The sequence below is a fragment of the Chryseobacterium formosense genome (assembly GCF_900116415.1).
In the GTDB taxonomy this organism is placed as follows: Bacteria; Bacteroidota; Bacteroidia; order Flavobacteriales; family Weeksellaceae; genus Chryseobacterium; species Chryseobacterium formosense.
Map to the genome: position 1 here is coordinate 342,598 of NZ_FPAP01000002.1, position 16,022 is coordinate 358,619.

Annotated in this window: 12 protein-coding genes; 2 read left to right on the plus strand and 10 right to left on the minus strand. The window is 36.0% G+C overall.

Annotation, left to right across the window (positions count from 1 at the left end):
• Positions 1–16 precede the first annotated feature (16 nt).
• The 10 genes from rnhA to BM371_RS07825 all read right to left on the minus strand — a co-directional run bounded on the left by rnhA (position 17) and on the right by BM371_RS07825 (position 11,283).
• Complete coding sequence (gene rnhA / locus BM371_RS07780) at positions 17–493, minus strand: ribonuclease HI (protein WP_034677897.1); 477 nt, start codon at positions 491–493, stop codon at positions 17–19.
• 63 nt (positions 494–556) lie between these two features.
• Entirely contained in the window at positions 557–2,134 is a 1,578-nt protein-coding gene (gene dnaB / locus BM371_RS07785) for a replicative DNA helicase (protein ID WP_034677898.1), read from the minus strand.
• Between the two features lie 154 nt (positions 2,135–2,288).
• On the minus strand, positions 2,289–4,358 hold the full coding sequence (locus tag BM371_RS07790; protein ID WP_034677899.1) for a T9SS C-terminal target domain-containing protein: 2,070 nt from the start codon (positions 4,356–4,358) through the stop codon (positions 2,289–2,291).
• A 114-nt stretch (positions 4,359–4,472) separates the two neighbouring features.
• On the minus strand, positions 4,473–6,551 hold the full coding sequence (locus BM371_RS07795; protein ID WP_034677900.1) for a T9SS C-terminal target domain-containing protein: 2,079 nt from the start codon (positions 6,549–6,551) through the stop codon (positions 4,473–4,475).
• 88 nt (positions 6,552–6,639) lie between these two features.
• On the minus strand, positions 6,640–7,875 hold the full coding sequence (locus BM371_RS07800) for an MFS transporter (RefSeq protein WP_034677901.1): 1,236 nt from the start codon (positions 7,873–7,875) through the stop codon (positions 6,640–6,642).
• A gap of 92 nt (positions 7,876–7,967) precedes the next feature.
• Positions 7,968–8,330, minus strand: coding sequence for a hypothetical protein (locus tag BM371_RS07805; RefSeq protein WP_034677902.1), 363 nt, complete (start codon positions 8,328–8,330; stop codon positions 7,968–7,970).
• 134 nt (positions 8,331–8,464) lie between these two features.
• Positions 8,465–8,842: a hypothetical protein gene (locus tag BM371_RS07810; RefSeq protein ID WP_034677904.1), complete on the minus strand. Its 378-nt coding sequence runs from the start codon at positions 8,840–8,842 to the stop codon at positions 8,465–8,467.
• Positions 8,843–8,864: 22 nt separating this feature from the next.
• Complete coding sequence (locus tag BM371_RS07815; RefSeq protein ID WP_034677905.1) at positions 8,865–10,364, minus strand: GH3 auxin-responsive promoter family protein; 1,500 nt, start codon at positions 10,362–10,364, stop codon at positions 8,865–8,867.
• Positions 10,365–10,476: 112 nt separating this feature from the next.
• Positions 10,477–10,731 (minus strand): hypothetical protein, encoded by a 255-nt coding sequence (locus BM371_RS07820; protein ID WP_034677906.1) that lies wholly within the window; start codon positions 10,729–10,731, stop codon positions 10,477–10,479.
• 162 nt (positions 10,732–10,893) lie between these two features.
• Complete coding sequence (locus BM371_RS07825; protein WP_034677907.1) at positions 10,894–11,283, minus strand: hypothetical protein; 390 nt, start codon at positions 11,281–11,283, stop codon at positions 10,894–10,896.
• Between the two features lie 241 nt (positions 11,284–11,524).
• Here BM371_RS07825 and mfd point away from each other — a divergent pair, with 241 nt between their 5' ends.
• Complete coding sequence (mfd, locus tag BM371_RS07830; RefSeq protein ID WP_034677908.1) at positions 11,525–14,887, plus strand: transcription-repair coupling factor; 3,363 nt, start codon at positions 11,525–11,527, stop codon at positions 14,885–14,887.
• A 129-nt stretch (positions 14,888–15,016) separates the two neighbouring features.
• Entirely contained in the window at positions 15,017–15,934 is a 918-nt protein-coding gene (locus BM371_RS07835; protein ID WP_131430979.1) for a hypothetical protein, read from the plus strand.
• The last annotated feature ends 88 nt before the right edge of the window (positions 15,935–16,022 follow it).

The following is a 16,022-nucleotide window of genomic DNA, read 5'->3' on the forward strand; positions in this document are numbered from 1 at the left end:
GAGATTTTAGTCTTATTCAAAATAAAGAATTGTTTTCAGTACCTTCGAAATAAGTGTCTATTTCGAGGTTTTCTGAATTTGCAGCAGCAACTGCAAGCTTATCGCAAAGCTCGTTTTCAAAATGTCCTGCATGGCCTTTTATCCAATGCATTTTAGGATTGTGCAGATTGTATAATGCTACAAATCTCTTCCAGAGATCGGGGTTTTTCACATTTTTCCAGCCTCGTTTTATCCAACCGGAGATCCAGTTTTGGTTAATGGCATCAGAAACATATTTGCTGTCGGTAAAAACATGAATGTCATTCTCCGTAGATTTCAGTTTTTCCAAAGCAGTAATCACGGCCAAAAGTTCCATTCGGTTGTTGGTTGTTTTTCTGAATCCTTTAGAGAATGTTTTCTGATAATTTTTTTCGGGAACACGCATTAGGATTCCATAACCTCCTTTTCCGGGGTTTCCGCTGCAGGCTCCATCTGTGTATATTTCTATTCGCATTGAGGTTGAGGCTAAGGCTTAGGTTAATTATTATTTAGATTAAATTTTACCTTAACCTAAATATTAAAAAGGAAAATCTTCTTCATCGTCAAAATCATTCATCGAAGATCCTGAAAGTTTAGAACTGTCCGGAAGATCGAATGCTGCTCCCGGTTGAATGGTTGTTTTAATTTTTTCGAAACCACTTGGCTCTCCAAAAGAAGAATTGTACCCCATTCCGTTGGTTGCCTCTTCAATATTCCCAAATTTTGCAAAATGCTTCAGGAAAGATAATCTTACATCTGCAGTTGCACCATTTCTGTGTTTTGCAATGATCAATTCTGCCTGGTTTTCTGTAGAGGTTTCTGCTCCGTCTTCATCATTATCCCAAACCGTAATTTTATAATATTCGGGTCTGAAAATAAATGATACAATATCCGCATCCTGCTCAATCGCTCCCGATTCCCTTAGATCTGAAAGTTGAGGTCTTTTTCCGGGACGCGTTTCCACACTTCTTGACAGCTGCGAAAGTGCAATTACAGGAACGTTCAATTCTTTTGCAATGGCTTTTAATGAACGGGAAATCATCGAAATTTCCTGTTCACGGTTTCCACTTCCTTTTCCGCCTCCTCCTGCGGTCATTAGCTGAAGATAATCGACCATGATCAGTCTTACGCCATGCTGCATAACCAGTCTTCGGCATTTTGCTCTGAAGTCGAAGATGGAAAGTGAAGGGGTTTCGTCAATATATAGAGGTGCATTTTCAAGTTCAGATACATTGGAGAATAATCTCTGCCATTCTTCGTCATCCAGCGTTCCTTTTCTTAATTTTTCTGAAGAAATTCTTGTCTCGGAGGCAATCATTCTGGTAATTAATTGTACCGATGCCATCTCGAGAGAGAACAATGCCATCGGGATTTTGTACTCAACGGCAATATTTCTGGCCATTGAAAGGATAAATGCTGTTTTCCCCATCGCAGGACGTGCAGCAATAATGATGAGATCGGAATTTTGCCAGCCTCCGGTTTCTTTGTCTACATCTCGGAATCCTGACGGAACTCCGGAAAGTCCTTCCTTATCTTTTAAAGATTTAATCGTATCAATTGCTTGTTTTACCAATGAATTGGCGGTATCGAATCCTTTTTTAATGGTTCCGTTGGTAATTTCAAAAAAAGACTGCTCGGCTTTATCTAAAAGTTCAAAAACATCTGTTGACTCTTTGTATGAAGAATCGATAACGTTGGCTGAAACATTAATCAAGCTTCTCAAAATATATTTTTCAAGAATGACACGAACGTGATATTCGATGTGGGCTGATGAACTTACACCCATTGTAAGCTCAATAATATAATGGTCACCACCTGCCTGATTGAGTTTATCTGTCTTTTTTAAATCCTGAATGATCGTCATGATGTCAACAGGCTGATTGGCTTCGTATAATTTTAATATGGTAGAAAAAATTACAGAATGTCTCGGATCATAAAAAACTTCCGGAGTAAGCAGGTCGATAGAATGGTCGAGCCCTTTTTTGTCAATTAAAAAAGTACCGATTACCAATCGTTCGAAATCTACTGCATTGGGAGGCATTTTTCCATCTGCAATCGACAATTCTCTTGCAAAGTTTCCTTGTGTAAGAGATGATAGTGTTTCTTTCTGCGCCATATTGCAAAGATAGTTTTTTTAGAAAATAATCTGAAAAGAGTAATTAAGAATTATTGTTGATAACTCTTAAAATACGAGTAATGAAGGCAGTTATTTTATGTTAATAAAAAAATCACCCCATTTCTGAGGTGATCTTATTATTATGAAAAATGTGCTATTCTCTGTTTTTTACAAGTACCCAACCGTCGTATTTAGTAGGTGTACTGTTTTTGTCATTTTCATTCCATGTAATGGTATACCAGTAAGTTCCTGTAGGGATTTTTTTACCTCCTGAAGTACCGTTCCATTTGAAATTTCTTATTTTATCAGCTTCATAGATCTTATTTCCGTATCTGTTGTAAACTGTAAATACAAGATTCTTTTTATAAGCTAAAGCTGAATAATCAACTTCGTCATTTACGTTATCTCCGTTCGGAGTAATTGCATTCACTAGATTAGGTACAGTAATCTGGATTTCGGTCGGATTACAGTCATAAGAATCTTTTAAGAAAATTTTATTTTCCCCTCTTGGTAAACCTGTAAATACATTTGAATCCTGCCAGTTTGTTCCATCTAAAGAATATTGGTAAGGAGCAGAACCTCCTGATGCATTTACTGTAATTGTATTATTGTTGATATCAAGACTTGCAATGACAGGTTGTTGCGAAGGATATACATTTACTTGCTGAAGCGTGAAACATTTTCCTGTTTTTAATTTAACCCAATAAGCTCCTACGCCAACTCCAGTAATAGATTGTGTTGTAGCTCCGGTGCTCCATTCGTATCCGTCAAAACCTCCTCCTGCATCTAAAGTTGTTTTATCTTCAAAACAGATCGTTTTATCTTTAAGAACTGAAGATTTTACCGGTGGTAAAACTTTTAAATTAATTTTTGTAATGGCAAAACATCCGTTTTCGTTTGTTACTCTTACGTATACGTCTGTATTTGATGTAATGTAATTGTTAGCGGGAATAATTTCATTTGTTCCGGCTAAAGCATTAGCTTCGGATATAAAGAATCTTTTTGTAATTCCTGTTTGAGAAGTTACATTAGCCTGAGTAAGGTCAAATGATGCTTTTGTAATGTCTCCCTCAATAAAGCAAGATTCTAAAAACGCAGGTGTAAGAACAACAACGGGGTGAAAACTTAATGTAATCGTAGAATCATCCGTACATCCTTCAACAGAAGTAACTTTTACATAAATTGTTTTTGGAGCAGACACGTATGCTGTGAAATTCGTAATCTCATTCGTACCTGCATTCAGATCTGCCAGTGTAGGATAATATTTCTTGATAGCAGTAGCATCAGCAAATACATCTGCTGTTGTAAGGTTAAATGTGCCTGTACCGGCTCCATTGTTGTTACAAGCCTTTAATGTAGCATCTTTAGCTACGATATTTCCTTGTTTGAATTTAAATTTTCCGGTTACAAAACATCCGTTAATAGGATTCGTCGGACTTGTGGGATCAGTATATTTTAATCGGTAATAGTAAATAGTTGTCCCGTCTACAACTGCGGTTGTTAGAGGGTTGTTTCCGGTAACTGCATCATTTGTCTCATCGTGATAAGTTACTGAAAAGTTTGGATTTCCATTAAGAATTCCTGCCGAAAGAGTGGTGAAATCAAATGACATTGGAAGTGCACATTTTAAAATTTCATTAGGCTGCGCCGGATTAGTGGCATTTGGAACTCCCGGAGTAATAAATGGATTAGGAGTCAAAGTCGGATCATTGAAAGCTGACGTTAAAGTGGCTGTACCTCCCCAAGTAAGAGAGAATCCGTTTGTTGAACCATCCCAGTTATCAATAACCAGATAGTAGGTTTCTCCTGCGATTACATCCATATAAGGACTCATGGTGTCAACAGCACTAGGTCCGGTCGGAGATAGGGTAAGTGACAATCCTGTTGGGCCATCACTACCGTCGTAGTTACAACGTATTGGTGGGCTTAATGCGCCACAGGTTTGGTTTGGTCCATACACCCCGAAGTCGTAATCTGTCGCAAATACATTAGGATTTATTACAAAAGTCAATGTTCCTGAAGTTGCGACTGTAAAGGTGTACCAAGTTGAGTGATTCTCATCAGAGGATAAACAACCCATCAGGTCTTCATCAACAAGACCCGGCCCATCCGAGGTATAAGAAATGTCAGAATTACCACAGACTGGCATTGCTGAAACACAGTCGGATTGTGAGTAGTATAATTGTGATGTTATTAAAATAAAAAAGAGTAATAATTTTCTCATTTTCTAAATGATTTTAAATACAAATTTAACAAAAATATGCTTAAACAGATTAATTATTATGTAAAATCAAAAAAAAGCCACTGAAGAGTGGCTTTTATAATTGTATTATTTATTTTATTCTCTGTTTTTTACTAAAACCCATCCTGAGAATTTTATTGGGGTTTTGTTTTTATTATTTTCGTTCCATGTTACAGAATACCAGTAGTTTCCTGTAGGAGCTTTCTTGCCTCCATTAGCAGAGCCGTCCCATTTGTAACCATTGGATTTATCGGCTTGGAAAATTTTCGTTCCGTATCGGTCGAAAATACTCAACACTAAATTCTGCTTATTAGATAAAGCCGAATAATCGATGAAGTCATTTACTCCATCTCCGTTTGGAGTAATTACATTGGTAATATTAGGAACAACAACAGTAATTTCAATCGGGTTACAATCATAACTGTCTTTTACATAAATCGTGTGATCTCCTCTTGTAATATTTGTGAAAACATTAGAATCCTGCCAGTTAACATTGTCAATCGAATATTTGTAAGCAGGAGCTCCACCAATTACCTGTACCGTGATTGTGCTGTTAGAAACTTCAATATTTGATACAACAGGCTGTTCAGATGCAAATACTTTTACTTCTTGTTTAGCAGTACAGTCACCTGTTTTTAGCTTAACCCAATATGTACCCAGTCCTACATTTGAAATTGTTTGCGTCGTTTCACCGTTGCTCCATTCATAAGCATCAAATCCGGGACCTGCATCCAGTGTTGTTGTGTCTTCTGCGCAGATGATTTTATCTTCAAGCACAGTTGAATAAACCGGAGGAATTACGATTATATTAATTTTAGCAATATTGTAACATCCTTCTGCATTTGATACTCTCACATAAACAACACCATTCGGAGCAATATAAGGTTGCGGTGGTGTTATTTCATTGGTTTGATCAATAGCGTCCTGTACAGAAGGGTAATATTTTTTAGTCATTCCCGACTGATTGTTTACGATGGCTTCATTTAGATTAAATTCTCCCATTGTAGGAGTTCCCTCTATAAAACATGCTCTCAGAGTAGCTTCTGTTACGATAATTTCAGGATAAAAATTCAGCTTAATCTCAGCAATATCAGTACATCCGTATGGTGAAGTTACCAAAACAAAAACAGAGCCTACAGCAGATACGTATTGATAAGGGTTTGTAATTTCGTTCGTGTTATTATTCAAATCTGCTAATGACGGATAGTATTTTTTTACAACAGTAGGATCATTAATTACATTTGCTGTGGTTAGATCAAACATTGCTGTTCCTGCATTATTGTTGTTACAAGATGTTAAAGTAGCATCCACAACATTGATGGCACGCTGAACAAATTTGAATGTTCCCGGAAGCCTGCATTTGCTTATCGCTCCACCAGGTGCACTAGGATCAGAATAAGTGATTACATAGTAATAAACATCGGTTGTGTTTACAGGCAATACTCCTAAGATCGGATTGTTTCCGTTAAGTGCATCATTAGAATTTTTATAATAACTCACTACGAAATTCGGGTTGTTATTAAGAATACCTGCTGATAATGTGTTAAAATCAAAAGTCGGTGGTTCATTACAAACAATTACTTCATTTGGTGAAGTAGGAGTAGGTCCTGCATCTCCCGGCGGAATAAACGGATAAGGCTGAAATGCAGAATTAAAAGGTGATACCAATGTTGCTGTTCCTCCCCAGACTAGTTGAAATCCGTTAGCACTTGATAAAAAGTTATCAATAACTAAATGATAAGTCTGACCTGCAATTACATCCAGATATTGACAGAAAAGCGGACCTCCTCCGTCTGCAGTGGTATTTGTACTGGTCATATTCAGACCTGTTGGTCCGTCAGCGCCGGAATAATTACATCTAATGGGTGTCCCTAAATTATTACATGCTTTATCCGGGCCATATACAGCCCAGTCATAATCATCTGTAAAAACATTAGGATTAATTACAAATGTTAAGGTTCCTGATGTTGCAGCTGTGAAAGTGTACCATACTGAGAAATTCTCATCATCGCTAAGGCAGCCTCCCAGGTCTTCTAATATATCTCCCGGTCCTGTTGGGGTAAAGGAAATAGGTGAATTTCCACAAACCTGTATCGTTCCTCCACAATCTGAGCTCGACTGGCTAAAGACAGTTTGGGAAATAATCATTAAAAAAATGAGTAGAAATTTTTTCATTCTTGAAATATTTTTAATACAAATGTAAAGAAATTATTAATCTTAAATTAATTTTCATTGCATATTCTTACATAACGTTTGGGAACGATTAATATTGCATTCTTCTTAATTTAGGATTGGTGGTTCCTACAATAAGGGCGATCAAAACAGTCATGCTGCCACCAAAAACGACCGATCTCACGACTCCTAAAAGCTTGGCCATCAATCCGCTTTCAAATTGCCCCATCTCGTTGCTCGACATGATGAAAATTGAATTGACACTTAAAACTCTTCCGCGAATATGATCCGGAGTCTTCAGTTGAACAATTGTTCCTCGAATAACCACAGAAATTCCATCCAGCATTCCGCTTAAAACCAAGAACATGAATGAAAGCCAATAATAATGCGACAGTCCGAAACCGATAATGCACAATCCGAAACCGGCAACCACAGCCAATAATATTTTGCCTTGATTTTTTCTTAACGGTACTAATGATAGGGTGGTAATGATGATCATCGAGCCAATATCTGAAGCCGCATTCAGAAAACCGAAACCTTCTGCTCCCGATTTTAAAATATCGGTTGCAAACACAGGAATCATGGCAACTGCTCCTCCGAAAAGTACCGCAAACATATCCAGACAAAGCGCTCCCAGAATTTCTTTAGTTTTAAAAATATAAGAAATTCCTTCACGCATACTTTCCATTACTTTGATTTCTTCTTTTTTGTACTCCGAAAACTGAGGTTTAAGTTGCCAGAAAAATACTGAAGCGACAACTAAAAGTGAAATGATCACCATTAATGTCCATTTAACGCCAAAAAAACCAATTAAAAATCCTCCAACAGCATGACCGCACACGGATGAAACCAAAAATGTTGCCTGATTTAATGTAATAGCGCTCGGAAGATTTATTTTTTCAACAATTTTAGGAATCATGGAAGGAACAATTGGTCCGATAAAAGCTCGTGCAATTCCCGTAAAGAAAATGACTCCGTAAATAAAATAAGTAATTTCGTGCCCTGTGAAATGAAGTTCCACATCAAAAAATGCAGGAATCATCAATAAACTGATCAGAAAAACATACACGTAATTGCAGATCAGAAGTAGTCTTTTCTTTTCATTCATATCAATCACATGACCTGCATACAAAGCACAGCTTACCGCCGGAATTACTTCAGAAAGGCCGATAAGCCCGATCGAAAAAGGATCTTTTGTCAACTGATACACCCACCATCCGAGTAAAGTAGCAAGCATTCTGAAGGCTAAAACAATAAAAAATCTTCCCGTAAGAAGATTTCTGAATTCAACATTTTGTAATGTTTTGAGCGGCAATAAAGAAATCATGCGCAAAAATAGCCTTAAATATTCATTTAAGGCTATCTGTATTTTAATTTTCAAATGATAAATAAAATACCACCTGAAAGATTTTGTCTATTTTAGTCTGCTCTCAAAGAACTGATTACAATCGCAGCAGCACCTGCAGCTCCAATCAAAACGGCACCTCCTGCAACTCTTGCTTTTGATCTGTCTTTTACAGAAGCTACATTAGATTTTGGGATGATTACTTCTGTACTGTCTTTTTTTCCTGCAGTTCCGATCAGGTTGTCACCATCTATATTACGGAAAAGAAATTTTTGTTTTTTTGAACCATCTCTCGGAGTTACCACATAGATTTTTCCTGCCTGAAGAGTTGAGTAGTTATTCTGCGCAATATCTTCGCTGTACTTTGTTGTTGCACAAGATGAAATTACAAATAAAGACGTTAATAATGATGTTTTTAAAAGTACAGATGCTTTCATTATATTTTTTTAGTTTTCCAAATTTATAATTTTTTTTGAATATACGTTTTCATTAAAAAGAAAATCTCATATTTTTTTATAAGATTTTAATCTAAAATGAGACAATTTTATATTTAAAAGATAATTTAGCTTAATTAATTTGCGCCACTTCCAAATGCAGCAGCAGTATCGGCTACAACATCTGTAGCTTTTATCATTACGACAACCAAAGTCGTTAAAGAGGCAATTCCTCCGGCGGTTGCAACAACTGCAATTGCTGTTTTGTCTTTTCTTATCTCTGTAATATTGTTTTTTGCAATGAAGATTCTTTCATTTTTTCTGGTTCCAATAATGCTGTCTTTAGAAATGGAAGTAATGACCATCGGAATTTTGCTTCCGTCAGCCTGAAGAAACGTATATTTATTTCCGGCTTTTATATTTGTATAATTGTCGGGATTTTTAGCAGCACTATATTTCAAAGAACTACAGGAAGTAACTAAGATGATGATTAAGACAGATAAAATACTTTTCATGATAAGTGATTTTTGGTGTTTTTTATTTTTTATAGACTTTCAATAAATCTGCAATTTTTCTGTCGTTTGCGAGTCTTGGGATTTTGTTTTGTCCACCCAGTTTTCCTTGTGCTTTCGCATATTCCTGAAAAGCATTTTTCTGAAGTCTTGTAATATGAAGTTTCTGCAGAATATTTCCGGAAATCAGATCGTCATAATAGGTGTTGCGTTTTCTAAGCTGATCATCCAGTTCGTTTTTAAATAAATCTAAATTTTCAGGCTCTTTTTCAAACTCAATAAACCACTCGTGATAAGGCAAACCTTCTTCAGGATTCACTTCTGGAGCCAAATGGAATTCAGTAATCTGAGCCGGAAACTTTTCGACAGTCGATTTTATAGCTTCTTCCACTTCAAAAGCAATCACGTGCTCACCAAAAGCCGATGTGAAATGTTTCGTTCTTCCACTTACCAGAATTCTGTGCGGATTTTTATCAATAAACCGTACAACATCACCAATCGAATAGGCCCATAAACCTGAGTTGGTTGTTAAGATTAAAGCATAATCTTTATTAAGCTCAACATCTTTTAAAGTTAATCTCTGTGCATCTGGTTTTCCGTATTGTTCTAAAGGGATAAATTCATAGAAAATTCCGTGATTCGTTAAAAGTAGCAAACCTTCTTTGGTATAATCGTCCTGAAACGCAAAAAAACCCTCCGAAGCCGGAAATGTCTGTACAATGTCTACTTTTCCGCCTAAAAGTTCTTCCATTTTATCGCGATAAGGTTCATAATTTACACCACCTGTAACGATAAGTTGAAGATTTGGGAAAATCTGCTTGATTTTTTTACCGTTTTTTTCGATCAGCTTTTCAAAATACATGATCAGCCAGGGCGGAATTCCTGAAATCAGCGTCATGTTTTCTCTCTCAGTTTCTTCTACGATTTTATCGACTTTAGTTTCCCAGTCTTCAATCATATTGGTTTCCCAGCTTGGCAAACGGTTTTTCTGAAGATAATTTGGGATGTGATGGGCTACAATTCCTGAAAGTCTGCCGGTTTTTACACCAAAAACTTCTTCAAGCTCAGGACTTCCCTGTAGAAAGATCATTTTCCCGCCAACAAAATCGGCATTGTTTTTTTTAGCAATATAATGGAAAAGTGCGCTCTGAGCTCCCTTCACCTGAAATGGCATTCCTTCTTTAGAAATCGGGATGTATTTTGAACCGGAAGTTGTTCCTGAAGTTTTGGCAAAATATTCGGGAGTTTCTATCCAGAGAATATCGCGCTGTCCACGTTTTACTTTCTCGACATAAGGTTTCAGATCTTCATAATCTGCAACAGGAACTTTCCCCTGAAAATCTTTTACAGACTGTATGTTTTCAAAATCGTACGTTCTTCCAAAAAGAGTTTTTTTAGCCGTATCAACAAGAGATAACAATAGTTCGTCCTGATTTTTTTCTGCATTTTTCTTGAATTCTTCTGCTTTTTGAACATGTTTTTTTGCCCAAATCAACGCCGCATTTTTCTTTAGAAAGTTTAACATGGTTCAAATTTATAAATAAGTATAGAATCCAGAGAAAATATTTGAATAAAAAAACCGATGATCCTAGGCATCGGTTTATTGAAATTTGATTATGAATGACAACTATATGTTGTTATTTGTTTTGTTTATACCTTTTATCGGGCGTTCCGTCTTTCTTCAGCATTTTGTTTTCTTTGTATCTTTTGTCGGGAGTTCCGTCTTTTTTCAGTTTTTGTGCTGGTTTTACTGCTTTTGTTTCGACCGCTTTCATTGGTTTCGTTGTTGTTGCAGTTTTTGCTGCTGAGCTTTTTGTAGCCGGAACAGCTTGTTGAGCAGTTGCAAATCCCAATCCTAAAATGATGGACATTGCCGTAAGAAATTTTTTCATTTGTCTTATTTTAATTAAGTAAATGTAAGGAAAAACTCATTACAAAAATTCGTTTATCAAAACTTAACTAAATTTTATAAATTCTTAAATTCCAATTAATTCCAAATAAAAACCCGCCTCCAAAAAAGGAAACGGGCAACATATGAATGAGTTATTATTATATTATCTTGTACAGTTTGCTCTCCAGGTTTTACCATCTGCGGTATAGAGCATTTTCAATTCATTATTGTCGATTCTCACATATACCAATGCATTAGAATTTACCATCACCAAAGTGTTATCACCTTGTTTTTCAAATTCAAGACCATTCAGATCGGGAATTCCGTTTGAGAATCTGAAGTTGTACTTAGTTCCACTTGCGATTTTTGTGACAAAAACTTCCCCGTTATCAGTAGAAATATCATTGTCATTATCAGTATAAGCGATACTTCCTTTGTAAGTTCCTGCAAAGAAGTCGTTGTCTGCAGGATCATCATCGTTATTACATGATGAAAGTGAGAAGGCCGTGAAAAGAAGTACGAATACCCCTAAAATTTTGAATACATTTTTCATAATATTATTTTTTGGTTTGTGACAATTGAATTTCCAAAGATTGTGCCCAAATTGAAATTGCGAATAATTTTAACTTTTTTTAAACAAATTTTTCTAAAAATTAAGAGAATTGCATTTTTGGGTTGAAATTTGATTGATTTGACCTAAAAGGTTAAAAATAAAAAATAACGTATCTTTGGCATAGTTAAACGGTTTCGGAATTATCCCGAAATCGCTTTTGTCGTTTATATCTACATTATTTATGCAGTTAAAAAATATCAGCGAAAATTTTCTTCCCGATTTGCTTAAAAATGAATATGGAAAAGAAATTTTCTCACAAATTGATACTCAGCCGCATCTTTCTGTAAAAGGAAGTGCGGGTTCTTCAGCTTCGGTTTTCACAGCCGAACTTTTCCTTAGTTATAAAAAAAACCTGCTTTTTCTTGTTGATGACAAAGAAGAAGCATTGTATGTAAACAGCGAATTGGAAGATCTTCTTGGGAAAGAAAATGTACTTTATTTTCCGGCAACCCATATGGAGCCTTATCAGGTTGAAAAAACGCAGAATGCAAATCTGGTATTGCGAACGGAAGTTTTAAACAAAATAAATTCAGAAAAATCTCCGAAAGTAATTGTTGCTTACATCGGGGCACTGTCTGAAAAAGTTCTGAAAAAGGAAGATTTTAAAGCAATTTCTCATCATATAAAAACTGGAGATCAGCTCGATTTTGATTTTGTAGATGAACTGCTGAATCATTATCAGTTTCATCACACCGATTTTGTTTCCGAACCGGGAGAATTTTCTGTACGTGGCGGAATTGTTGACGTGTTTTCTTATTCTAATGAAAAGCCTTACCGCATTACTTTCTTCGGGAATGAAGTTGAAAATATTAAAACTTTTGATATTGAAACTCAGCTTTCGGTGGACAAAGTAGACGAATTTCAGCTGGTTTCGAATATGAATTTTTCGGTTTCGGGCATAAAGGTTTCGTTGCTCGAAATCTTACCTGAAGACAGTATGATCGTTTCAAAAAACGGAATTGTCGGTTTGCAGAAGCTTCGTGCTTTTTATGAAAAGGCATTAGAAAAGTACGATGGTTTAAACAAAGATATTGCGCATAGAACACCGCAGGAATTATTTATTTCTGATCAGGAATTTCTATTTGATTATAAGAAGTTCAAAACTATTGATTTCAGCGCTGTCGGAATTGAAGAAATCAAGTCGGTGGAAATTAAGCTTAATCAGACAACTCAGCCTTCTTTCCATAAAAATTTTCAGTTATTGATTGAAGATTTGCAGGAGAAAAAAGAAGAAGGTTTTGATCTGTGGATTTCTTTTTCTACCGATAAGCAAAAAGACAGATTAGAATCTATTTTTGAAGAGCTTGGTCATCAGACTGCTTTTAAAAGTTTTAAATCTGAACTACATGAAGGTTTTGTAGATCCGGATCATAAAATTTTGGTGTATACCGATCATCAGATTTTTGACCGTTACCAAAGATATAAAGCCAAAAACGCTTTTGCAAAATCTGAGCAGTTGACTTTGAAAGATCTGATGTCTCTGAAAGTGGGCGATTACATTGCTCATATCGATCACGGGATTGGTAAATTCATGGGATTGGTAAAAGTAAACAACGACGGGAAAATTCAGGAATGTTTTAAACTTACTTATAAAAATGGTGATTTGTTGTATGTAAGTATTCATTCGCTTCATAAAATCTCGAAATATAATGGTCCCGACGGAAAAGAAATTGTTCTGAGCAAGCTCGGTTCACCAACCTGGAAATCTTTAAAACAGAAAACCAAAGCAAAAGTTAAGCAGATTGCTTTCGACTTAATTAAATTATATGCCGAAAGAAAAACGGCAAAAGGCTTTGCTTTCACGCCAGATTCTTATTTACAAAATGAGTTGGAAGCGAGTTTCGTCTATGAAGATACGCCGGATCAGGAAAAAGCTACGATTGACGTGAAAACCGATATGGAAGCCGAAACAGTGATGGATCGACTGGTTTGCGGAGACGTTGGTTTCGGTAAAACCGAAGTTGCGATACGCGCTGCATTTAAAGCGGCTACGGACGGAAAGCAGGTTGCTGTTTTGGTTCCTACCACGATTTTGGCATTTCAGCATTTCAGAAGTTTTAAAGACAGGCTTAAAGATTTTCCTGTAACGATTTCTTACCTGAACCGTTTCAGAACCGCAAAACAAAAGAATGAAACCATTGAAGGTTTAAAAACCGGAAAAGTTGATATTGTAATCGGAACCCATCAATTAGCTTCAGATAAAATTAAATTTAAAGATTTAGGTTTATTGATTATTGATGAAGAGCATAAATTTGGGGTGTCTGTAAAAGATAAGCTGAAAACTTTAAAAACAAACATTGATACCCTTACTTTAACCGCAACACCGATTCCGAGGACATTACAGTTTTCTTTGATGGCAGCAAGAGATTTGTCGGTAATCAAAACACCACCGCCAAACAGACAGCCTGTAGAAACCCAGATTGTCGGTTTTAATGAAGAGCTGATTCGTGATGCGGTTTCTTATGAATTACAGCGAGACGGACAGGTTTATTTTATCAACAACAGGGTTGAAAATCTGAAAGATATTGCAGGCTTGATTCAGAGGCTGGTTCCTGATGCAAAAGTGATTACAGGTCATGGGCAAATGGATGGAAAACAGCTTGAGCAAAACGTTTTGGATTTCATGGAAGGTAAATATGATGTTTTGGTTTCCACAACGATTGTAGAAAGTGGAGTAGACGTTCCGAATGCAAATACGATTTTCATTAATGATGCGCAACGTTTCGGAATGGCAGATCTTCACCAGATGAGAGGAAGAGTAGGACGAAGTAACAGAAAAGCATTCTGTTATCTGATTACACCACCGTTTGATATGATGACTGCCGATGCAAGAAAAAGGCTGGAAGCCATCGAACAGTTTTCAGATCTTGGAAGCGGTTTCCAGATCGCCATGAAAGATTTGGAGATTCGTGGCGCAGGAGATCTATTGGGTGGTGAGCAAAGCGGATTTATCAATGAAATGGGTTTTGAAACCTATCAAAAACTGATGCAGGAAGCATTGGAAGAATTAAAAGATGACGAAAACTTCGAAAATCTTTTTGAAAATGAAGAAGACCGTCAGAAATTATTCAAATCTGTGAAAGAAGTGAATATTGATACCGATTTGGAATTGATGTTACCTGATTCTTATGTTTCCAGTACGGAAGAAAGATTGCTACTTTATCAGAAATTAGCGGAAATTGATAATGAAAAAGATCTGCAGAAATTTGAAGCCGAATTAAAAGACCGTTTCGGAACTTTGCCTGAAGAAGCGATTAACTTACTAAAAAGTGTCGCCTTAAAATGGCTTGCTGCAGCCATTGGTTTCGAAAAAATTGTCATGAAAAACGGAATTTTCTTAGGTTATTTCCCAGGTAATCCACAGGATAAGTTTTACCAGACAGAGAAATTCAGGCATATTATTACCTATTTAACCCGAAATCCTGCACAGGCTCAATTGAAAGAAAAGGCTGGAAAAGAAGGAAATAATCTCATGATGCGGAAAGACAAAGTGAAGAATGTAGATGAGGTGAATGTGTTGCTGAAATCTATTTTAGGAGTTTAATTTTTTATCAAATAAATTTATAAAGTCAGCTTGAATATACTTTAAGCTGACTTTTTTTGTTAAAACTTCAGAAAAAGCTCTATAATGTTGAAAATAATTTATATTTGCCAGGAAATAATTAAAAATGCTATGACCAGAAACAAATTTTTAACAGGAATATCTGCTATACTTCTTGGCTTTATGCTTTCTTGCGATAATACTACGGCTGATCCTATCAATAATACTTTAAACAATCCCAATAATCCGGGCGGAAGCGGTGGAGGAGGAAGTGCTCCTTCAATTACAGGACCGCGAATTTTACATAAAATAAATGTGAATAGTGTGACAAATCAGGAATTTGTAACCAATGGAAATGTTCTTGAAAAAGCAATTTTCAAGGAAGCGAGTGGTCCTACTTCATTCTTAGTCGGAACAGTTACCTATACTTCGGGAAAAGTTACAAGAGTAAAGTTTGCGCAAGAAGTTAACGGTGCTCCGGCGAATACTTTATCATATGATTTCAATATTACTTATGATTCAGGAGGAAAAATCAATTACACGACTTGTCAAACAATGTTGGGAACAATGCCGAGTTTCAACAGTGAATACACTTATACATACGATGGTTCTGGAAAGATAACGAAAATTGTAGAGAAGAAAAAATCTGGAAGCACTTACACTCATTTCATCAATTATAATCTTACAAATAGCGGAGATAATCTTACAAAAATGGTTAGTGAGTCGGGAATTACGAATGCGGCTGGTGTTCCGGATTTATCTGCTACGGTATTAACTACAACATATGATTACACTTCTTATGACGATAAAATTAATCCTTATACAACACTGCCAAAAACATTTTTTGTAATGTGGAGTTTGCTACATCCAATTAATTTTCCTTCATTATCTGCTAATAATCTTAAAAGTTTTAATATCGTATATCCTTCTCCTGTTCCGGGTATACCAGGTCAGGTAATTCCTGGTGCTTATACTTATTTGTACGATACTCAAAATTATCCTGTTTCGGATCAGACACAGGCACAGAAGTATATCTATAAGGCGTTATAACCAGAATTTTGTTATTAGTTTTATGGGAATATTAATAAAAACATGATTTTTATACAAAAAAAAATTATATTTGTGGAAAAATAAATAA